Source organism: Gardnerella sp. DNF01141 (assembly GCF_049244255.1).
In the GTDB taxonomy this organism is placed as follows: Bacteria; Actinomycetota; Actinomycetes; order Actinomycetales; family Bifidobacteriaceae; genus Bifidobacterium; species Bifidobacterium vaginale_E.
In genome coordinates, this window is record NZ_CP058391.1 from 39,527 (window position 1) to 61,749 (window position 22,223).

At 39.3% G+C, this 22,223-nt stretch carries 11 protein-coding genes and 1 tRNA gene; all 12 read left to right on the forward strand.

Going from position 1 to position 22,223, the window contains the following annotated elements; all coding sequences use genetic code 11:
* The first annotated feature begins 30 nt into the window (after positions 1-30).
* The 12 genes from pyk to polA all read left to right on the forward strand — a co-directional run bounded on the left by pyk (position 31) and on the right by polA (position 22,159).
* On the forward strand, positions 31-1,470 hold the full coding sequence (pyk, locus tag HXT35_RS00145) for a pyruvate kinase (RefSeq protein WP_421788028.1): 1,440 nt from the start codon (positions 31-33) through the stop codon (positions 1,468-1,470).
* Between the two features lie 257 nt (positions 1,471-1,727).
* Positions 1,728-1,801 (forward strand) — tRNA-Leu (locus HXT35_RS00150).
* A 145-nt stretch (positions 1,802-1,946) separates the two neighbouring features.
* Complete coding sequence (locus HXT35_RS00155; RefSeq protein WP_004127981.1) at positions 1,947-3,620, forward strand: alpha-amylase; 1,674 nt, start codon at positions 1,947-1,949, stop codon at positions 3,618-3,620.
* Between the two features lie 252 nt (positions 3,621-3,872).
* Positions 3,873-9,545 (forward strand): type I pullulanase, encoded by a 5,673-nt coding sequence (gene pulA, locus HXT35_RS00160; RefSeq protein WP_004127984.1) that lies wholly within the window; start codon positions 3,873-3,875, stop codon positions 9,543-9,545.
* 82 nt (positions 9,546-9,627) lie between these two features.
* Entirely contained in the window at positions 9,628-11,349 is a 1,722-nt protein-coding gene (locus tag HXT35_RS00165) for a VWA domain-containing protein (RefSeq protein ID WP_421788031.1), read from the forward strand.
* 49 nt (positions 11,350-11,398) lie between these two features.
* The gene (locus HXT35_RS00170; protein WP_004127991.1) at positions 11,399-12,799 is read left to right on the forward strand and encodes a glycoside hydrolase family 3 protein; all 1,401 of its coding nucleotides are present in this window, start codon (positions 11,399-11,401) and stop codon (positions 12,797-12,799) included.
* A gap of 460 nt (positions 12,800-13,259) precedes the next feature.
* On the forward strand, positions 13,260-13,886 hold the full coding sequence (locus HXT35_RS00175) for a hypothetical protein (protein WP_004127996.1): 627 nt from the start codon (positions 13,260-13,262) through the stop codon (positions 13,884-13,886).
* Between the two features lie 180 nt (positions 13,887-14,066).
* Positions 14,067-16,004, forward strand: a complete 1,938-nt coding sequence (locus HXT35_RS00180; RefSeq protein ID WP_004127999.1) for an ABC transporter ATP-binding protein — start codon at positions 14,067-14,069, stop codon at positions 16,002-16,004.
* Between the two features lie 55 nt (positions 16,005-16,059).
* A complete protein-coding gene (locus tag HXT35_RS00185) occupies positions 16,060-16,833 on the forward strand; it encodes an energy-coupling factor transporter transmembrane component T family protein (RefSeq protein ID WP_421788034.1) in 774 nt (257 codons plus the stop codon).
* Positions 16,834-16,872: 39 nt separating this feature from the next.
* Positions 16,873-17,961 (forward strand): 1,4-dihydroxy-2-naphthoate octaprenyltransferase, encoded by a 1,089-nt coding sequence (gene menA, locus HXT35_RS00190; RefSeq protein WP_004128004.1) that lies wholly within the window; start codon positions 16,873-16,875, stop codon positions 17,959-17,961.
* A gap of 225 nt (positions 17,962-18,186) precedes the next feature.
* On the forward strand, positions 18,187-18,975 hold the full coding sequence (locus HXT35_RS00195) for an ANTAR domain-containing response regulator (RefSeq protein WP_004128008.1): 789 nt from the start codon (positions 18,187-18,189) through the stop codon (positions 18,973-18,975).
* A 109-nt stretch (positions 18,976-19,084) separates the two neighbouring features.
* Positions 19,085-22,159, forward strand: coding sequence for a DNA polymerase I (polA, locus tag HXT35_RS00200; RefSeq protein WP_004128011.1), 3,075 nt, complete (start codon positions 19,085-19,087; stop codon positions 22,157-22,159).
* The last annotated feature ends 64 nt before the right edge of the window (positions 22,160-22,223 follow it).

The window sequence follows — 22,223 nt, forward strand, 5'->3', positions numbered from 1 at the left end:
AAAAATAAACAAAGGAAATAGGTAGGCATTATGCGTAAAGCCAAAATTGTTGATACCATTGGTCCAGCTACAGAATCGTTGGAAGGTATTACCAAGCTTGTTGAAGCTGGTATGGATGTTGCTCGTTTGAACCGTTCTCACGGCACTCCTGAAGATCATTTGCGCGTTTACAACAATGTTCGTGCAGCTTCCAAGTCCACTGGCCGCAATGTTGCTGCTCTTGTTGATTTGCAGGGTCCAAAGATTCGCTGTGGTTGGTTCAAGAAGAACGCTGATGGTGAAGATAAGGTTTATTTGGAAGAAGGCCAGGAGTTCATCATTACTACTGATGATGTTGAAGGAGACGAGCATCGCACTTCCACAACCTTCAAGGGCTTGCCAGGAGATTGCCATGCAGGCGACCCAATTCTTATTGATGATGGTAAGGTTCGTCTTGAGGTAACTAAGGTTGAAGGCAACGACGTTCACACTAAGGTTATTGTTGCTGGCCCAGTTTCCAGCCACAAGGGCATTAACCTTCCAGGCGTTGCAGTTTCTCTTCCAGCTTTGACCGAAAAAGATGAGTCTGATCTTCGTTGGGCTATTCGCACTGGCGCTGACATTATTGCTATGTCCTTCGTGCGTTTTGCTACCGATATTGATCGCGCTCACGAAATCATGGACGAAGAAGGTCGTCGTATTCCAATCGTCGCCAAGATTGAAAAGCCACAGGCTGTTGAAAACTTGGAAGAGATTGTTAAGACCTTCGATGGCATTATGGTTGCTCGTGGTGATATGGCTGTGGAAATGCCTCTTGAAGAGGTTCCACTTGTTACCAAGCGCTGCATTGAGCTTTCTCGCCGTTATGCAAAGCCAGTTATCGTTGCTACCGAAGTTCTTGGCACAATGGTTAACTCTCCAGTACCAACTCGTGCAGAAGCTTCCGATTGTGCTAACGCTGTTCTCGATGGTGCTGACGCAACAATGACTTCTAACGAAACTGCTGTTGGTAAGTATCCAGATGTTACTGTAAAGACTATGTCTCGCATTTCTCAGTATGCTACCGAGAATGGCTATGATCGCATTCCTGCAGTTGAGCTTGATATGTCTAGCACCGGCGCAGTTTCCTCTGCAGCTGTTGATTTGGCAGATAAGCTTAACGCTAAGGCTATTGTTGCCTACACTCAGACTGGTCGTACGGTTCATCGTATTTCCCGCGAACGTCCAACTGCTCCAATCTACGGATTGACCAACAATGAGCACACTTATCACTGGTTGGCTTTGAGCTGGGGTACTGAAGGATTCTTGATTAGTGAAGATTATCACGATATGAATCGTCACGATTTGATGATTTTCACCGACAAGGTTCTTCGTGAGGCTGGTAAGGTTTCAGATGGTGACCAGATTGTTATCTTGAGCACTGCTCAGGGTGAGCGTCAGGCTGGTTGTACTGACTCCATCTACGTTCACACAGTTGGTGCTTGCGACTAATATTACGCGGTTTTGCACATGCGTTTAGTATGATTTAATTTTTTAATTATTTACTTGCGCATGTGTAGGACGTATAACGTGTAACGTATAAGTTGTGACTTGTAATGCGCGCTTCCTATCTGTAGGTTGCGCGCATTGCTTGTATTTAATCGCAAATATTCAATATTGCGACACGCGCAAAACGCCTTAACTATTTGCATGCAGCTTAAAGTGTGCTATAGTCGACAAGTCGCAAAAAATTGCGAAAAATTGAAGATGCCCCTGTATCCCAATTGGTAGAGGAAACAGCCTCAAAATCTGTGCAGTGTGAGTTCGAGTCTCACCGGGGGCACGTGCACAACGTCACTTAGCTTGCTGAGTGACGTTTTTTTATTTCGTTTTAATATTCAGACATAAACAGTAAAGCGTATAATAATAAAAGCATTTTCGCACAATAAAACAATGAATGTGCTGTACGTGATGTGAAAGGAACAAAGATGATCCGCAGTGCAAAATTGCAAGTAGGTAAGCGTAAAAAAAGTAATTATGCTAGCGAATTAATCAATAATTACAAGCATAAATTAATGTTTGTATTTGCGTCATTCGCTGCTGTAGCAACAATATTAATGTGTGTGTTTACCATTGTTCCAAACTCTTCGGCATTTGCTTCAACTAAATCAACAAACAGCCTTCCACAAAAGGGCGTTATTGTTACAGCTTTTCAGCAAAACTGGAGGAGTATTGCCAAGGAGTGCAAAGAAACGTATGGTCCTGAAGGTGTTAAGTATGTTCAGGTGTCTCCTCCGGAGGATCATATTAAAGGAAAAGCGTGGTGGACTTCTTACCAGCCTGTTAGTTACAATCTAAATTCCAAACTTGGCACTGAAGATGAGTTTAAGAATATGATTACTACGTGTAAAGCTGCGAAGGTTGGAATTATTGTTGACGCTGTAATTAACCACACAACAGGCGCTGATAATAAAGACACTATTGGTGTTGGTGGCAGTAAATATGATGCTGCAAATCAGAGCTATCCTGATGCTGGTTACACAAAAGATGATTTCCATCAAATAGATAGAGATATTTACACGTATAGTGATGCTCAAGTAGTTTGGAATTATCGTTTAGTTGGTTTGCTTGATTTGGATACTTCTAAGCCGCATGTGCAAAAAACTCTTGGTAACTATTTTGCAAAATTGCTAAAAATGGGTGTAGCTGGCTTCCGCGTGGACGCTGTAAAGCATATTGCGCCAAACGAGATGCAAGCTATTAAAAAAGCTGCAGCAGAGGCGAGTGGAATTAAGCCTGAACACATTTGGTGGATGCAGGAAACGATTGGGGACAGTAATGGTGCGAAAGAAAATCAGCCAAATAAATATGTTGGAACTGGTGAAGTAGACGAGTTTGAGTATTCGTATCGTTTGCGAAATTATTTTTATGGTTCAATTGACAATTTGAAGCATATTACAGATGGTCTTATTCCTAATAAGAGTGCTGCTATTTTTGTTACGAATTGGGATACTGAGCGAGATAATGCCACAAGTGTTCTTACTTATAAAGATGGCAAATTATATGAGCTTGCGAATGCTTTTATGCTTGCTTACCCGTATGGTACGCCAAATATTTACTCTGGATACAAGTTTAGTGCGCGGGATGTTGGTGCTCCTGGTGCAACTGAAACGTCTGTGCCAGATGCAAGCTGTGGTAAGGATTCAAAGTGGCAGTGCACTCAACGCTGGACTTCAATTCGAGGCATGATTGGCTTCTATAATGCTGTTAAAGGCACGAAAGTAACTAAGTGGCAGGATGACGAAAGTAATAATATTGCTTTTAGTCGCACAAATAAGGGTTTCTTCGCTATTAATAATGACGATAAGCAAAATGATGTTAACTACAATACTGATTTGCCGGATGGCGAGTATTGCAATGTCTATGCATCAAAGAATTGCGAAAAGACTGTAACTGTTAGCGGTGGGAAAGTTGAAACTACAATTCCTTCTCATTCTGCAGTGGCATTGCATGTTAATGCTGTAAAGCACTTTGGTAGCAATTCTGCAATTAATAAAATACTTCTGGTATTTGTTGCTATTTTTATAGCTTTGGTTGTGGCTCTTGCAGTTAGATTTAGGAAGCGTGTAAAGGATGTAGCTAAAGATAATGGAGCTAAATAAATAAGTTAAATTGTGAAGTGATAAATAAATTGTTACAAATAGAAAAGTATAAATAAACCTGTATAGCGTATGACATTTTTGCAGTTTAAATATAATTATTGCAATGTTGTCAATTTATGTTATACTAAGCAATGCATATAACGCATATGAGACGAGGGTAGATACATTGTTGTACTGCCCTCGTTTTATGTGTTGTTGCTATCGGCAAGCCAAAGAAGAATATTGCTGATACCAATGGAGGAAAGGATACTGATGACTCGTCATCGACATCTTGCATCGAAGATTATTTCTATTGTTGCCGCTCTTTCAATGCTTGTGACAGGATTTGCTGTTGCAGGCAGTGCAAGCGCTGTTACTAGCGGGGGGGGGTCTACCAATAGCAAAGAAACTTCTACTAATGTAACTCTTAAAAGTAAGGGTGTTATTGTTACTGCGTTTCAGCAAAATTGGAAGAGTATTGCTCAAGAATGCACTAAAACTTACGTCCCTGAGGGTGTGAAGTATGTTCAGGTTTCTCCGCCGCAAGATCATATTAAAGGTAAAGCTTGGTGGACTTCTTACCAGCCTGTGAGCTATAAATTAAATTCTAAACTTGGTACTGAAGCTGAGTTTAAGCAGATGATTACTACTTGCAATGCGGTAGGTGTTGGAATCATTGCTGATGCTGTGATTAATCACATGACTGGCGCTGATAATAAAGATACTGTTGGTGTTGGAGGAAGTAAATATGATGCGTCTAATCAGTCCTTCACAGACGCTGGATACACTAAGGATGATTTCCATAAGAGCACTGAAAATATTAAAGATTACACGAATGCTGAAGAAGTTTGGACTCACAGACTTGTTGGTTTGCTTGATTTGGATACTTCTAAGCCGCATGTTCAGCAAGTGTTAGGCAAGTACTTTGCAGATTTGTTGAAACTTGGCGTTGCTGGTTTCCGTGTGGACGCTGTTAAACATATTTCGCCAGAAGATATGAGAGCTATTAAAGCTTCTGCCATAAAGCAATACAATGAAGGCGTTGACGACAGCAAAAAGATTAATGACATTTGGTGGATGCAGGAAACTATTGGAAACCCTTCAGAAGCTGCACAAATTAAGCCTGCTGCACATTTGAATGAAGGCGAAGTTAACGAGTTTGGCTACTCTTACCAGCTTAAGCAAAACTTCAAAGGCTCTCTTATTAAATCAGATAAGCCTCTGAACAAAATTCAAGACGGAATGGTTCAAAGTGATAAAGCTTCGATTTTCGTTACGAACTGGGATACTGAGCGCGGTAACAGTGTGCTCACATATAAAGATGGCCGTCGTTACGCTTTAGCAAATGCATTCATGCTCGCATGGCCATACGGCACTCCAAACGTGTATTCCGGATACAAGTTTGACACTCATGATGAGGGCGCGCCTGGTGCATCTGATACGTCTGTTCCAGATGTATCTTGCGGCAAAGATTCAAAGTGGCAGTGCACTCAGCGTTGGACTTCGATTCGTGGAATGATTGGATTCTATAATGCTGTTCAAGGCGCGAAGGTTACGAATTGGCAGGATGATGGCGACAATAATGTTGCATTTAGCCGTGAAGGCAAAGGCTTCTTAGCAATCAACAATTCTCTTGACGAAAAAGAAGTTTCTTACAAGACTGATTTGCCAAATGGTGAGTATTGCAACGTTTATGCTGCAGGAGACTGCTCTAAGACTGTTAAAGTTGAAAATGGTGTAGTTAATGCGAAAATTGGCGCTCGCGAAGCAGTAGCATTGCATGTTAATGCCACAAAATCCAAGCATCCAGCTGGCGCTGCTACAGACCCGTCTGATCCTCAATATGGTGAAGAAAAGCCTGATGCAGGTATGCCAGAAGATCCTAAAACAACTATTTACTTTAAGCCAGACGAAAAGTTTAAGGATAAGAAAGTATATGTTCATTACGGCATAGGCTCAAGCTGGACGTCAGGTCATGGCGAAGAGATGCAAAAGGCTTGCGATGGTTGGTATAAGCATACGATTAAAACCAATGGTAAAGCTTATGAAGCAGTGTTTAATGATGGTGAAAACTACTGGTATCACGAGGGAGAGAATAATAACTTTAAGATTCCAGCTCATACTGATTCATATGTAGCTCAAGATCACAAGGGTAGTGTTGGAGTAAATCCTTGCCCAGTAAAATATGAGCCAAAGACTACTGTTCGAATCCACTATAAGCCAAAAGCGGGCGATGATCGCAATATCGGCGTTTATTTGTGGGGTAAAGACAAGGATGGTAAAGAGCTTCATGGAGTCTGGCATCAGTTTACTGGCTCTGATTCTTTCGGCAAAGTTTTTGAAACTACAGTTGATGGAGCTTTTGAAAACAAGTCACTTTCCTTTATTACTACTACAAAAGAGTGGGGTAAAGATGGTGGCGATCGCGCTATTGAAAACTGTGCAAGTGGCCTTGCTGAAGCTTGGGTAACAGGCGGAACGGATACTACGCAGTTTACTGCTCCAGACAATCTTAAGAAGAAGCCAAAAGAGTTAAAGGTAACAGTTCATTATCGCAGGAATGCTGGCGATTATGAAGGCTGGAACATGTGGACTTGGAACGACGGAACTGGTGGTACTGCTCGTTACTTCACTTCGCATGACGATTACGGCAAAGTTGCAACCTTTACTGCTAAGAATGATGGTGGTATTGACAGTGTTGGTTTCAAAGTTAGAAAATCTACGCCAAATAGCGATTGGGAAAAACAAGATCCTAGCGATCGCAGTATTCCAAACAATGCTATTAAGCTAGATGCAAGTGATCCAAGCAAGGGTAGTGCTGAAGTCTGGTTAATGCAAGATGACATGACAGTATACTTAAACGCTACGATGCCACAACTTACAGCTCACGTGATGTCTGCGGATATTACTGGCTTAAAGAAGTTAGCTGTAAAAGTATCTGGTGATGTGTCGTCTGTAACGACTTCCAACGTAACACTTTTGGATACTAGTGAAAATCCTAGCAAGAAAGTTGAAATTGCTTCTGCTAAAGCTAAGGGTCCAGATATTACTATTGAGACCAAAGAAGAACTTAATATTAAGCATAAATATGAGTTGAGTATTAAGGGATTAGCTACAGGTATTAAGCTTTCCGCTTCTTCAAAAACTGGTGCTAGCGTAATTCGTACCGATGAATTCGATAAGAAATACGCGTACAATGGCAATGACTTGGGCGCTGTGCATTCTGCTTCTTCAACTACTTTTAAGCTTTGGGCTCCAACAGCAACTGAAGTAAAGTTGATTACTTATCGGTCGACTGCTGAAAAAGCAGAAAAGTCTAAAGAAATTGCTATGAAAGCAGAAGATCATGGTGTGTGGTCTGCAAAGCTTGATGGAGATCAGGCTGGTACAGCTTACGCATATGAAGTTCATTTTGCTGATGGCACAGTGAATGTTTCTGCTGATCCTTATGCGAAAGCTGCAGTAGTAAACGGTGAACGTTCTGTTGTATTAGCAGATAAAGACGCTGGCAATGCTGGAAATCGTATGCCAAGCTTTACGAATCCAAGTGACGCAACAATTGCAGAAATGGATGTTCGTGACTTCTCAATCAATCCAAACTCTGGTATTAGCGATGCTCATCGCGGTAAGTATCTTGGAGTAATAGAAGCAGGCACTAAGACCACAGATAAGCATAATGTTTCTGGCTTTGATTATTTGAAGTCGCTTGGTGTCACTCACGTGCAAATCATGCCAATGTATGATTTTGCTTCAGTTAATGAAACTGGTGACTTGAGTTACGGAAAGCAAGGCGCTCAAAACTGGGGTTATGATCCGCAAAACTACAATGTTCCTGAAGGATCTTACTCTACTGATCCTGCAACTCCAACAACAAGGGTTAAGGAAGCTAAGCAAATGATTGCTGGCCTTCATAAGGCTGGTTTGCGTGTAATTATGGACGTGGTTTACAACCATGTTTATGACGTGCAAAATCATTCGTTTAACAAGACTGTTCCTGGATACTACTTCCGCTATAAGGATGGCGCTTTGAATGGTAATTCTGGATGCGGTAACGATACTGCCTCTGAACGTCAAATGATGCGCAAGTATATTTTGGATTCTGTGAAGTATTGGGCTACGCATTACAACCTCGACGGCTTCCGATTTGATTTGATGGGCTTAATTGACCTGAAGACTATGCAAGAAGTGCGTGCTGAGCTTAATAAGATTGATCCTTCAATTATTGTGCTTGGTGAAGGCTGGGATATGAATAAACTGCTTCCTAAGAGCGAGTCTACTATTCAACCTAATGCTTATAAGATTCCAGGAGTAGCGTTCTTTAATGATTCATTCCGCGATTCTGTAAAAGGTTCTGTGTTTGATACTGAGGGTACTGGTTTTGTCAATGGCAATACAGATAAAGGTGTTAAGGCTTTGCTTGAGCATAATTTGCTTGGTTGCCAATTTGGCACGAGTAGTACTGTTAAGTGCTGGAATGGTAATGCTGAAACGCACTTTGCTGATGCAGGTCAAATTGTTCAGTATGTTGAAGCTCACGATAACTTGTCGTTGTATGATAAGCTAAAGGTCTCTGCTCCTAACGACACTGAAGACGTACGATTGAGGCGAGTAAAGCTTGCAAATTCAATGATTTTGCTTTCGCGCGGCATGCCGTTTATTCAACTTGGTCAGGAATTCTTGCGAACTAAGAACGGTAACGAAAATAGCTACAATTCTGGAGATAAAGACAATGCTCTTGATTGGAATCGCGCAACAGAAAAGTCTGATTCTGTGAACTATTTCAAGGGATTGTTGAAGCTACGCAAGAGTATTAAATCTCTTCGTGATTTTGATTATGCAACAATTAACAAGAACATGAAGATGATTGATGGCACTACTGATGGTGTAATTGCTTATACGCTTAAAGATGCAGATAAGCAATACGTTGTTGTGTTCAATGCTAATAATGCTGAAACTCAAGTAAAGATTCCAGCAGGAAAGTATTCTGCTCTTGTTGCTGATGGCAAAGTTAATGAAGTTGCTCAAGAGGCTAATGTTTCAGCTGACGGAACATACAAGGTTGCTGCTCTTTCGACTGCTGTGCTTGTGAAGGATGAATCTAAGCCTGGTACGCAGCCTGGTACGCAGCCTGGTACGCAGAATCCAGATCCATCTACGCATGGGCATGAACAAACTCCTGGTACTGTGACTCCTGGTACTGGTCCTCATCCAGCGCCAGCTCCGGCACCTGGACATGAGCAAACGCCTGGTCAAGTGACGCCTGCTCCTGCTCCGTCTCCTTCACCAACGCCTCAGCACAATCCATCTGAGCATGAGACTCCATCTAAGCCAGGTCAGACTAAGCCTGCTCCAGCTAAGCCAGATCAGTCTAAGAATGAAACTCCAGCTGAGCATCCTGCGCCAGCTAAGTCTGAACAAACTGCTCCAGCTAAGCCTGCAGAATCAACTCCTGTGCCTCAAGCTCCGGAAACAGTCCAGCAGCTTAATCCAGAATTAAAGGGAACTCTTAGCGTTGGTAACAATAACGTTGCAACTGCAGGTGTTGTTAACAGTGTGAGAATTAATGTTGTAAACAGCGAGTTCACCGAGCGTTTGCAGCGTGATGGAGTAGTTTATGCTTACGCGTACATTTACTCATCTCCACGCTTGCTTAAGGGTGCTGATGGTTCAAAGTTTGTGACTGTTCGCATGGTTAATGGCAAGCCTCAATTCGACGCTCAGTTCCCAGCTGGATACACCGGAAAGCATACGGTTGTTTTGGTTGACGAGAAAGGTAATCAACTTGCATGGACAGACATAACCGTTGTAAATAACGATATTGTTAAAAAATCGCAAGAATTAAGTTCTACTGGCAGCAGCATAATTCAGATCGCATTTATTTGTGCAATATTGTTGGTTGTGGCTGGTGCATTCTTCATTAAAATAAATCGAGCTAAGAATATATAAAAGAAGGTATAGAATCAAAAAGTAGATTAAGCTTAATCTTATTATGTAAGTACTTGCGTGATAATGTGAGAAAGAAGAACGTATGTTTTGCATCAACTGTGGAGCATTAGTTAAGGATAATGCACGGTTCTGTTCTCGTTGTGGAGCAGCTGTTAATGCTTCTGCAGAAAATGATCAGCAGAACAATGCGCAGAATCAGCAAAGCTCGCAGAATCAGCAAAGTATTCGTAATAACATGAATCAAGCTTACAAAGCTGAGCCGTATAATTCTGCAGCATCAGCCACTTATACGGCATCAGCTATTCCTGCGTCTTCACGCGGAGGCAGCGTATTTTCTGTATTTGATGTTTTTTCAAATGAGGAATTAAAGAATAAAAGAAACATAATTCTTGCTATTACAATAGTTATATCTTTTATTCTTTCGTGCATTTTTGGATGCTTAATTTGGGATTTTATTCACCCGAGTCAAATTCCTTATTCAAAGCTTCGCAGTGAGCTTACTCAATCACACAAGTATGAAGATTATACGCTAAAAATTGTTAATTCCGACGTTTCTCAATATCCGCACGTTAAATTGTACTTTTCTCTTACAGATAGCAGTGGAAAAGCCCTTGAGATTGACTCTCCAACTGCTGCAATTCGCGAGAAAATTGGTGGTGGCAAAGAAGTAGAACGCCTTATTCACAAGGTTGAGAGAATTAAAGACAATCAAGGTGTTAATTACGAGATTCTTCTTGATAAATCCGGCTCAATGGATTCTTCAATCGACACTATGAAGAAAACAATGAGTGATTTTGTTCGCAATCTCAACTATAAGGTTGGTGATAAAGGAGAGCTTATATCTTTCGATAGCTACCTCATGTATATGGCAACATACACGAGCGATAAAGATCGACTTCTTACAGGTATCGATAATATGACGCCTTACGGCATGACGGCCTTGTACGATGCTCTATACACTGGTGTTACTAATGCTTCAAACCATCCAGGTTTTAACTGTGTTATTGCTTTTACAGACGGTTTGGATAATGAAAGCACTCATACTGCGGATGAGGTTATTGCTCTAGCAAAAGAAAAGGGAATACCAGTTTATTTGATTGGTACAAGTGATGCTGATTCTAACGTATTGCAGAATATTGCAAACGAAACAAACGGCTACTTCTGGGATATTAATTCTATTTCAGATATGAAAGATGTAATGAATAGAATTAGAGTTAATCAAGATAATGTTTATTGCCTCGAGTACGATTCTGATTCCTCAACAAATCCTTATGTTAATCGTGTAGTTTCTGCTTTGCTTGCAGATTCGAAGAACCATAAGTCTGGTGGCATTGGTGATGATTTAGCATTTAAGCCAGTCAAGAAGAAGACTTACAAGAAGGGTAGTTCTCGTTTTGTTCTTCATAAGGGAGACGTAACTTGGACAGAAGCTAATAGTGCATGCATGCAAGATGGCGGTTACTTAGTAACTCTTACAGACAAGCGTAAGGAAACTAAGGTTATAAATATGGCTAAGAAGGAAGGCATCAAGTATGTTTGGATTGGCGGTTACACTTCTCAGCGCGAAAATGGTGACGTGTATGCGCACTGGGTTACTGGTGAAAAAGTAAAGTATCAAAACTGGTTACCGGGTGAGCCAAGCCGAAATGATAAAGATGGTGAACCTGAGTTTTATCTTATGCTTTGGAGATTAAATGACGAATGGTCTTGGAACGATCAGCGTGACAACCTATTTACAAATCCTACATTGCGCAAAACGTTTAGCGGTAAAACAGGCTACGTGTGCGAAGTGAATAAATACTAATAAATAATTTCAATAGTATTTTTATTATTAGTGAATTAGGGGAAAGCTTATGCGCAAGCAGCAGCCGCGTAAATTGCAAAGTGGGCCACATACTGTAACTGGTCGTGCAGTACAATATAGGGGTGCGTTGCATAATCAACGTGCAAAATCAGTCGCGTCTAGAAATCATTTCGCTTCTATTTTTGTGATTATTATTGCGCTTGCTTTAATAGCAGTGTCTATGTGTGCTGCAGTATATGTTATGCGCTCGCAATTCTTCGACCATTCTAATAGAACTGCTGTTAAGAGTCCTAAAGAGTTAGCAATAGAAGCAGAAAAGCGAGAGTCTTTAATTAAAGCTCATAAAAAACTGGCTCGTAGAGGAATTGATCCCAATAGTGCAGAAGTTAGAAGCGTGATTTCAAAAATGTCTCTTGAAGACAAAGTTGCGCAAATGTTTGTTGTAAAACCTGAGGAATTAGTTGGCATAAACTGGACTGTGACTTCTTCTGGTGCACAAATGCAGCAGGCTTTTAACTCCTTGCCTGTTGGCGGAATAATGTACACGAGAGAAAATATTCAAAGTCCTGAACAGACTAAAAGTATGATTTCTAAATTGCAAGAAATAAGTAATGCTCGTGTATTATTGCCTGCGATTGTTAGCGTTGATGAAGAGGGTGGGACTGTTGCAAGAGTTAGTTCTAATCCTCAAATGGGAGTGAATACTTCGCCTAATATGAGAGATATTGGTGTTACTAAGAAAATGCGTAAAGCTTATAAAGCGGGAGCATATATTGGTAAATATCTCCATGATTTTGGCTTTAATGTTGATTTTGCGCCTGTTGCAGATGTTCTAACTAATCCGGATAATAATCTTATGAAAAAGCGCTCATTCGGTTCTAACCCAAAGCTTGTGGCTCATATGACTGACGCGTTTACGGATGGTTTGCAAGAAAATCATGTTTTTGCTACGTATAAGCATTTTCCTGGTCATGGCTCAACTTTTGAAGATTCTCACAAAGGTACTACTGTTTCGAATCAAACTCCATTTTTGCTAAGAAAAGTAGATTTAGTTCCATTCAAAGATGCGGTAGATACTGGCGTTAAGTTCATTATGGTTAGTCATGTGTCGTATCCGAAGATTACGGGAGATGATACTCCAGCTAGTATGTCGGAAAAGATTGTTACAGGTTTAGCTCGTAAAAAGCTTGGCTATAACGGTATTCTTATTTCTGATTCTTTAGGAATGGGAGCAATATCTTTACGTTATGCTCCTTCAAGCGCTGCAATTACTGGAATTAAAGCAGGTCTTGATATGCTACTTTCTCCTGCAAATTTGCGCCAAGCTTACTATTCTGTTGTTAATGCCGTTCGTAGAGGAGAAATTCCTGAGTCTAGAATTGATGATTCTGTAAAACGAATTATTGCTGTAAAATTGCAGATTGCTAAATATCAAAAACTTTATAAATAGTAAACAAAATACTAATAAGCACTAATATTTTTAATAATAATTTTAATAATATTTTCAGTTTGTGCGCGTGTTGTGTTTGCATTTGTACTTTCATAGTGTTAGCATCATTTCAACACAAACGAATATCGAATATTTCGGTTGAGGTTTGTGCATTGAACCACAAGTAGTTAATGAGTTTAGGAGGCAGTCATCATGCGTAACATGAACATGAATGCTGAATCTATGAATACTCTTAACGCTGCACGTATGTGGTGGTGGCAGTCTTCTCTTTGGCGTGAGTTTACTCTGAAGTTTTAGAAGCTGCATATAAAAGCTTGTAGAAGACCTCCGAGGTAAGCTCGGGGTCTTTTTGTATACAAGCCTCAAATCTCAAAAATAACCAAATCACAAATCACAAATCACAACAAAATATTCGATAGCTTTATATGAATAATATAAAGCCCAAACAAGGAGAGAAATCATGGCTCAAGAAATTAACGAAACCGTTAAGGAAACTTATAACAATAGTGCAAACGCAACTACAGATGCTGCAGCTGCGATGATGCAAAATGTGAAAGTTAAGAATCATGCATTAGATATTACTTCGTTAGTGTTAGTTGCGGTACTTTTTGCGGCTGGATGCATTCTTGACTTTACTGTTGCAAAATCTCTTTCTATTGGAAATATTCAGCCTGAGTTTGTTATTGCTTCATTCTGCTTGTCAATTTTGCTTGTTAGGCCGAAGATTTACCAGGGTGCTATTATTGGTGCTCTTGCTGCAACGTTAATTCAATTTAATACTTCGATTCCGTTCCTTGAATATGCTTGCGATATTCCAGCTGCAATAGTTATGACTGCAATGTTAATTGGCTATATTCGCTTATTCCCAAAGGATGCAGCTCGTAAAGTAAGCGTATTCCCATTCATTGCTACTTTCATTACTACAGTAATTTCCGGTTGTATTTTTGCTCTTATTGCTGCATTCTTCGTATTGCATTCTCCAAACATGGTTCTTGTGATGTTCCCAATTATTTTGGGCACTGCAGTATTTAATGCAGTTGTTGTAGAAGTGCTGTTCACGCCATTGAAGATTGTATTGCATAAGTAAATCAATTTTTATACAAATTATTTTGCATAAAATGTGTTTTTTATTGCACTTAGTATGCATGAATGATTGCAGTGTATAGAAAAAGTAAAGGTATAAAAGTGAGTTGATGCCAGTCATATTGCGATTGGCATCAACTTTTATGTTAGTAAATAGTTTGAGTTTGATTGGTGTGTTACAGTTATGGATGGTATGCATCAGCAAAATGAACTGATTGCTGGAAGAAAATTAGTTGAACAAGCCCCACAACGAAACATAAAGAGCCTTATGAAAAAACCTAATGATTCACACTTAGAAGATCCGCTACTTGAATTGAAGAATGTGTCTTTTCAATACGGTACAAATCGTAGTGAAAATACTTTAAGCGTTGAGGATAATAAGTATGTGCTTAATAGCGTAGATCTTAAAATTTACCCTGGTGAATTTGTTGGAATTATTGGACCTTCTGGCTCTGGTAAAACAACTCTTGCTTCACTTTTTTCTGGCGCTATTCCTCACCATTATTCTGGCGAACTTTTAGGAAGCGTTAAGATTGCGGGTCAAGACACTAAAAATCTTGCTCTAACCAATATTGCTTGCTTGATTGGATCTGTTATTCAAGATATTGATGCGCAAATGGTTGCTGCAAACGTTGAAGACGAGCTGCTTTTTGGATTGGAAAATTTTGGAGTTCCTCACGATGAAATTCCTAATCGTATAGCTAGTTCTTTAGAAACTGTTGGTATTAGTGATTTGCGCAATCGAGATTTAGATACATTGTCTGGTGGGCAGAAGCAGAAAGTTGCTATTGCTGCAATTTTGGCACTTAAACCTAAAGTTTTAGTGTTGGATGAACCAACATGTGCGTTGGATCCTGTATCTTCCCGCATGATTTTTTCTATTCTTCAAAATCTTAATAAAAAATTTGGTATTACTATTGTTGTCATTGAGCAAAAAGTAGCTTTGTTGAGCGAGTATTGTAATCGTCTTATAGTGCTTTCTAAAGGTGAACTTGTTCTTGATGCTCCTGTTTCTTTAGCTCTTAAAGATATAGAGTTACTTCGTAAAGTAGGTATTAACTATCCGCGTACTACGCATTTAATTAAGCAGTTGCAAGATGAACAGATTTGTAATCCTGCTGAGCTTACTGTTGGCGTGGAAGAAACTGTAAATACTATTGTTAAAACATTACGTACGGATTATTCTAAACTTTCTAATTCAAATAACTCGAATAATGCAGAATCTGTTTTAGAGTCTCATAAAGAGGCTTTTATAAAAGCTAATAATTCAGATAATTCTAACAAGCCATGCCTTTCAATAAATAATGTGAGTTTTGCTTATGCGAATGGTGTTAAAGCTCTAAAAGATGTTTCATTTAATGCAAATAGCGGTGAATTAATTGCGTTAATTGGAAGAAATGGTGCTGGAAAAACAACAATTACAAAGATTATTAATGGTCTATTAAGACCTACAGAAGGTAGTGTTGCAATAGATGGCATCGACACTAAGTCGCTTCGCATTAGTCAAATAGCAAAATATGTATCTACCTTATTCCAAAATCCTGATCGACAATTATGCAAAGAAACGGTACTTGAAGAAGTTACTTTAAGCTGTATTTTAATTGGTCAGAATGAGGACGAAGCTAAAGCTCATGCAATGGAAATTATTGATGAGTTGGAGCTGGATTCTAAAGCTAGCCCGTTTATGCTTTCTAGAGGACAGCGTCAAATGGTTGCTTTAGCTGCAACAGTTGTAACGAATCCTAAGATTCTTCTTCTTGACGAGCCAACTTGTGGCCTTGATTACAAGGAATGCATGAGAATTATGCAAGTTGTAGAGCGTTTAAGAAAAAACGGTTGCTGCGTGATTATGGTTTGTCACGATATGGAAGTTGTGCTTGATTATGCAACTCGACTTATAACAATTAACGATGGAAAGCTTATTATTGATGGTTCAGCGCATGATGTGTTTGAAAAGCCGGAAGTGTGCTCTGCTGCAGCATTGTATCCGCCATTATTGTGTTCCGTTTCTCAAGGCTTGGTTGCGCATGGATTTAATAAGTGTAATGGCTTGTATGTGCGAGCAGAATTAGTAGAAGCGTTGCGTGGCGAAAAAATCGTAAAACAGACTGTACAGAATTAGTAGAAGCAATAGCAAATAAAAGTAGCAAATAAAGTAGTAAAGGCGTCTGATACTTATGAAAACGAGATTGTTAACTTACCAACCAGGTAACACTTTTCTTCATCGCACTAATCCTATTGCAAAACTAATTCTTGCTGCGAGTGTTGTAATAAGCGTGTTTATTGCTAAACAGTATTCCGCGCTTATTGCGATTGCAGCTATTATTTTCATTGGCATGGCTTTTACTCGAGTTGTTAAAACATTATCTGGTCTTATTAAAGCTATGCTTATAATTTCTTGCGTAATGTTTCTGATACAGACTGTTATTGCTCAAAGTGGAAACTATATTTTCTTGTGGTTTACGTTGCACGGTATTGATATTGGTGCAAAAGCTGCTTTGAGATTGTTCTGCTTTGCTTTTCCTCTTGTAACAGTTCTAACGGTAACTAAATTAAACGATCTTGCAAATGCTGTAGTGCAATATTTGCATGTTCCATACTGCTACGCTTTTACTATTACAACGGCAGTGCGTTTCGTGCCGATTTTCGCTTACGAAATGTCTCAAATCACAGAAGCTCAAATGGCTCGTGGTATTGAATATGATACTAAAAATCCGTTTAAAAAAATAAAGCTTATGATGCCGCTTATTGTGCCTCTTTTAGTTTCTTCAGTTCGAAAAGCAGACAGTTCTGCACTTGCTGCTGAAGAGCGCGGTTTTTGTTTGCGCACGCGCAAATCATCGTATTATAAATATCCATTCGGATGGCGTGGATTCTTATCTGTGATTATTTCTGCGCTTATTATTGCTTTACCAATAGTTACTTCAATCTTTTTGCCTAATCTTGTATGAAGAATTTATGTAATTAACAAATAGTTTAAGAGGCTAATAATGAAAAGTGTAAAAGTTTGGCTTAAAGGTGCAAGAATTTACACGCTGCCAATAGGAATAGTTCCTGTTGTTATGGCATTTGCTATTTCTCTTAGAATGATGCGTTTTTCGCATTTTGAGAAACCAATTATTAGTTTTGTGCAGTGCTTTATACAATTTTTTCTGTGCTGTGCTGTTGCAGTATTTATGCAGATTGCTGTTAATTATGCGAACGATTATTGTGACGGCTTGAATGGTTTAGACGAGAATCGTAAGTTTCGCCCTGTGAGTAAAAGTAAAAATTCTAAGCCATTATGTGATGTATCGTGGCGTCTTGCGGATGCTGGTATTGAGTCAAAATCTGTGCTTAAAGCGGTAATAGTTTCTGCTTTGATTTCTTGCATAGCAGGTTTACTTATTGTTTTTAGCACGGGAATATTGTGGTTTATTCCGCTTGGAATTGCCTGCATTGCTGCAGTGTGGTTTTATGCAGGAGGAAAGCATCCTTATGGTTATAAAGGCTTTGGAGAAGTAAGCGCTTTTGTGTTTTTTGGCCCTGTTCCTTTTATTGGATCTTTATGTGCAATAACACATGGCATAGGTGTTCAAGCAAACAATATTTTTATTAATAGTCCATTAATGGTTTTGGCTTGTGTTTTAATGTCATTCATTCCTGGAGCTTATTCTGCATGCTTAATGATGGTGAACAATCTTCGAGATATTGCAAGTGATAAAGAACATGGAAAAATAACTGCGATGATAATGCTTGGAGAGCAAAGAGGTAGGCGTTTATGTGCTGCAGTGAGCATTGTTGCGGCGCTTTTGTTGTTAGCGTATTCGGTTTCAATTATTGTTTTTCCTTTTGAAGTTCCTTCAATATGGAACCTTTATAATGCTGAAATTTTCTTCAATTTTAGTAATTTAGTACGCAATATTCCATTGCACCTATTTTTTGCTATTCTTCAGTGGATTATATTGGTAGCTCTTATAATAAAAGCGTATAAATTTGGCAAATGTATACTTAAAGGCGACTATAAGAATGCTTTTCCACTTTGTGTTGCTCAAACCATTTTTGCAGCTGTAGTAGTACTGTTGTCTGCGGCTGTATAAATAAGCAAAATAGCGCGAATTTGTGCATTCTTTCGCGAGTCTTGTGAATCTTATGGTATCATTGATTGACACAAACATTGGGTGCGTGCGGTTTTAGTGACATGCAAATTGCGTTATGATGCGTGATTCTACCGGTGTTTGTGAACGTGCTGTTGCGTAGTCGTCATGTTAAAGATGCATGGCGGTGTTGCCCTGTTTATGCGGCAATGAAATGAGGTTGTGAGTATGCCAGTTACGAAAAGGAATGAAGGGACAGAGCAAACAATGCCTGAAATACTTACTGATGATGAGCTTCGTAAGGCTGCTGATGCAGAAGCTGTGAAGAACGAGTCTGAAGATAAGAAATCTAACAATATTCGCACTGTTGTTGTTGCAGAAGATGAATCTGTTAATCGCATGGATTTAGTAGCTATGTTGGAAGATAACGGTTATCAGGTTGTAGGTCAGGCAGCTAACGGTCAAGAAGCTATTGAGTTGACTCGTGAGAATCATCCGGATGTTGTGTGCATGGACGTTAAGATGCCTGTTATGGATGGTATTACTGCTGCAGCAACTATTTGTGATGAAAACATTGCGCCAGTTGTTATGCTCACTGCTTTTTCGCAGGCAGATTTAGTAAAACAAGCAACAGGTGCCGGTGCAATGGCATACGTAACTAAGCCGTATGAAGAATCTAAGCTTCTTCCAGCTTTGGAAGTTGCTATGGGTCGTTTTAGTGAGATTAACGATTTATTAGATAGCGTTGAGCGCACAGAAAATAGATTGCACGATACGGAAGATCAGCTAAAAAAGACGGAAGAAAAGCTTAAGAAAGCTGAAGATACCTTAGAAGAGCGAAAGCTGGTAGACCGAGCTAAGGGTCTTCTTATGGATAAGGCCGGATTCTCAGAGCAGGGTGCATTCCGTTGGATTCAAAAAACTTCTATGGATCAGCGTATCCCTAAGAAGCGTCTTGCTTTGGCTATTATTTCAAAGTATAGCGATGATAAAATAGACTCAGATTCTGAGGATTAATAGTATTAATCTTAAAAATCTTAAATTTATTAAATCATAACGCTTGTTGTGCTGAATACTATTAGCATAATTGTTGTAATAATTACGGAACGTAGGTGAGTAGTCAACAGTGGATACCAGCATCGTCGAAGAACATTCTTCTGATTTTAAGAATGAGAAAGGAACGTTGTTGGTCGTTGATGGCCATTCTCTTGCGTTCCGTGCTTTTTTTGCAGTTTCTGCGGATAATTTTTCTACTCGCTATGGGCAGGCCACCAATTCTGTCTGGGGCTTTATTACTATGCTTTCCCAAGTGGTAAGAAAAGAAAATCCTGACCGTTTAGCTATTGCTTTTGATGTTAAAGGTGGCACTTTTAGAAATAAGATGCTTCCTCAGTATAAGGGTACGCGTGAAGCTGCTCCTCAAGAGCTTCTTTCTCAGCTGCCTCTTATTCAGCAGATGCTACGTTCTTTAGATATTACATATATTGAAAAACCCGGGTATGAGGGTGATGACGTTATTGGAACACTTGCAACAATGGGCGCTGATGCTGGGTATAGAACTTTAGTTCTTTCTGGAGATCGCGACGCATTTCAGCTTATTGACGACAATATTACAGTTCTTTATCCGGGGCAGCATTTCAAAGATTTGAAACAAATGAATGCTGCTGCCGTTTTAGAAAAATATAATGTTACTCCTAAGCAATATCCTGATTTAGCTGCATTAAGAGGCGAAACTGCAGATAATATTCCTGGTGTTCCCGGTGTTGGAGATGGTTATGCTGCCAAATGGATTAACCAGTTCGGCAGCTTGGAAGATATTATTTCTCATGCAGGTGAGATTACAGGTAAAAAGGGTGAAGCTTTACGAGAAAATATTGATCAGGTTCGTTTGAACCGTCGAGTTAATGCTTTGGTCCGTGACTTAGATCTTGGTATTAGTGTTGATAATTTGCGTTTTGGTGAAGATATTAATGCTAATAAATTAGGAGAGTTGTTATCTCAACTTGAGTTTGGTGAATTAAAAAAGCGTAAGATTCTTAAAGCTTTTAGTCGTACAAATCAGCAATTGCTTGATGACAATATGCGAATTATGCTTTCTTCAACGTATGAAGGAAATGCTGAAATAGAGCATACCAGTCGCGGCGAGCAATCAACTTCTGATGCTGAAAATCTTCAAGACGTATTAAAAAATACTAAAGTAAGTCATATTAAATCTTTAGAAGATTTACGCGAGTGGGAAACTAGCGTAGCTGCTTTCCTAGAAGAAGACAATAGTAACGAGGAAGAAAATACTGACGTAGAAAAAACGAAAGATTCTTCGCAATCTGATTCCTCTGTAGATGCAGAAAAACTTATTGATAATGAGCAAAAATGTGCAGATTTAATATTAAACAATCGCGAATTAGTTGTTTATGCTCATGAAAGTAGCTGCCAGTCAAAGCATCGTTTTGGTTTAAAAGCAGACTGTTTATTGATGCTTGTTAGGGGTAGGGCAGCACTAATTTATGCTTCAGACTTGCGTGTAGAGACAAACTCCTTACTCGAATCTTTAAGGGAATTTTTGCAAAAATATGCTTCTTCAATAGTTTTGCACGACTATAAAAAGCATTTAGGATTGTTGTCATCTTTGGAATTAGTTGATTCCGATAACCCGAGTATTACTCCTCTTCTTGATACAAGATTGGCTTCATATTTGCTTGAGCCTGATTTTCGTGCTGAAACGCTTGAAAATATGGCAGAACATTATTTAGATATTTCGAGCGATGATGAGGATTCAGATAATCAGGAAGCTAAGCAGGGTGAGCTTGATCTTTTACTTGATGATTCACTAGCTTTAGATGAAGCTAAAACAAGCGAAGAAGAAACGCAAAAGTTTGAAGATAAAATTTTAAGAACTGCTGTTCTTACACGTCTTTTAGCTATTCAATTTGCGCCAAAATTGGATTCTAGAAAACAAACAGGTTTGATGTCGAACTTGGAAATGCCTATTTCAAGAGTTTTGCGAGGACTAGAAGATGTTGGCGCTGCTGTAGATATGCAGCGTTTAAGTAGCATGTTCCAACAATTTTCTTCCGATGCTGAATTTGCCCAGAATATGGCTTGGCAGGCTGCGGGAAATCGTGTGAATTTGCAAAGTCCTAAGCAATTGCAGCAAATACTGTTTGATCATTTTGCTCTTAAACCAACTAGGCGCACAAAAAACGGTTCTTACACTACTAATGCTGAAGCATTGCAAGCAATGTATGCGAAACTTGATCCTGAAGAACCTGCAAGTCAATTTTTAGGGGCTCTGCTTAGTCATCGCGAGAAAAATAAGTTAAAGCAAATAGTGCAAAGCTTAATTGATGCTGCTCATTATGACGATAAACGTATTCATACAAGATTTGAGCAGACTATTGCTGCAACAGGCAGATTAAGTTCTGCAGATCCGAATTTGCAAAATATTCCTAATCGTAATGCTGCTGGCCGTGAAATTCGTGCAGCGTTTGTTCCAGGTGAAGATTTCGAATATTTAATGAGCTGTGATTATTCTCAAGTTGAGTTGCGTATTATGGCTCATGCTTCTCATGATGAAACTCTTATTGAAGCGTTCTGCTCTGGTGCAGATTTTCATAAATATGTGGCAAGCCTGGTTTATCAAATACCTGTAGATCAAGTTAGTAGTGACCAGCGTTCTCACGTAAAAGCTATGAGCTACGGTTTGGCATACGGATTGAGTACTTATGGTTTGGCAAAACAACTTTCTATTACACCGTCTGCTGCCGAAGTGTTGAAAAATAAGTATTTTGATACTTTTGGAAAAGTTCATGATTACCTGGAGTCTTTGGTTTTGAAAGCTAAAGAACTTGGGTATACAGAAACAATGTTTGGTAGGCGTAGATATTTCCCACAGTTATCGTCAAATAATCGTACAGCTCGCGAAGCTGCAGAACGTGGAGCTTTAAATGCTCCAATTCAAGGAACTGCAGCCGATATTATGAAGCTTGCAATGATACGTGTTGATAAAGGATTGCGAAATTCTAAAATGCGCAGCCGCGTAATTTTACAAATTCACGATGAATTAATTTTGGAAATTGCGCACGGAGAAAAAGATAGTGTAGAAAATATTGTGCGAGAAGCTATGGAGCATGCAGTTAATTTAGATGTTCCGCTTAATGTGTCAACTGGCGTTGGTGTTGATTGGCAATTAGCAGCTCATTAGATTTGCATATATTTGAATAAATTTGTATAAATTTTCATCTTTTTTCAAATAAAAGCAACATAGC

Coding starts and splice junctions, on each gene's coding strand:
- pyk (WP_421788028.1), top strand. CDS start 31: ATGCGTAAAGCCAAAATTGTTGATACCATTGGTCCAGCTACAGAATCG.
- HXT35_RS00170 (WP_004127991.1), top strand. CDS start 11,399: ATGCGCAAGCAGCAGCCGCGTAAATTGCAAAGTGGGCCACATACTGTA.
- HXT35_RS00155 (WP_004127981.1), top strand. CDS start 1,947: ATGATCCGCAGTGCAAAATTGCAAGTAGGTAAGCGTAAAAAAAGTAAT.
- HXT35_RS00165 (WP_421788031.1), top strand. CDS start 9,628: ATGTTTTGCATCAACTGTGGAGCATTAGTTAAGGATAATGCACGGTTC.
- HXT35_RS00175 (WP_004127996.1), top strand. CDS start 13,260: ATGGCTCAAGAAATTAACGAAACCGTTAAGGAAACTTATAACAATAGT.
- HXT35_RS00185 (WP_421788034.1), top strand. CDS start 16,060: ATGAAAACGAGATTGTTAACTTACCAACCAGGTAACACTTTTCTTCAT.
- pulA (WP_004127984.1), top strand. CDS start 3,873: ATGACTCGTCATCGACATCTTGCATCGAAGATTATTTCTATTGTTGCC.
- HXT35_RS00195 (WP_004128008.1), top strand. CDS start 18,187: ATGCCAGTTACGAAAAGGAATGAAGGGACAGAGCAAACAATGCCTGAA.
- HXT35_RS00180 (WP_004127999.1), top strand. CDS start 14,067: ATGGATGGTATGCATCAGCAAAATGAACTGATTGCTGGAAGAAAATTA.
- menA (WP_004128004.1), top strand. CDS start 16,873: ATGAAAAGTGTAAAAGTTTGGCTTAAAGGTGCAAGAATTTACACGCTG.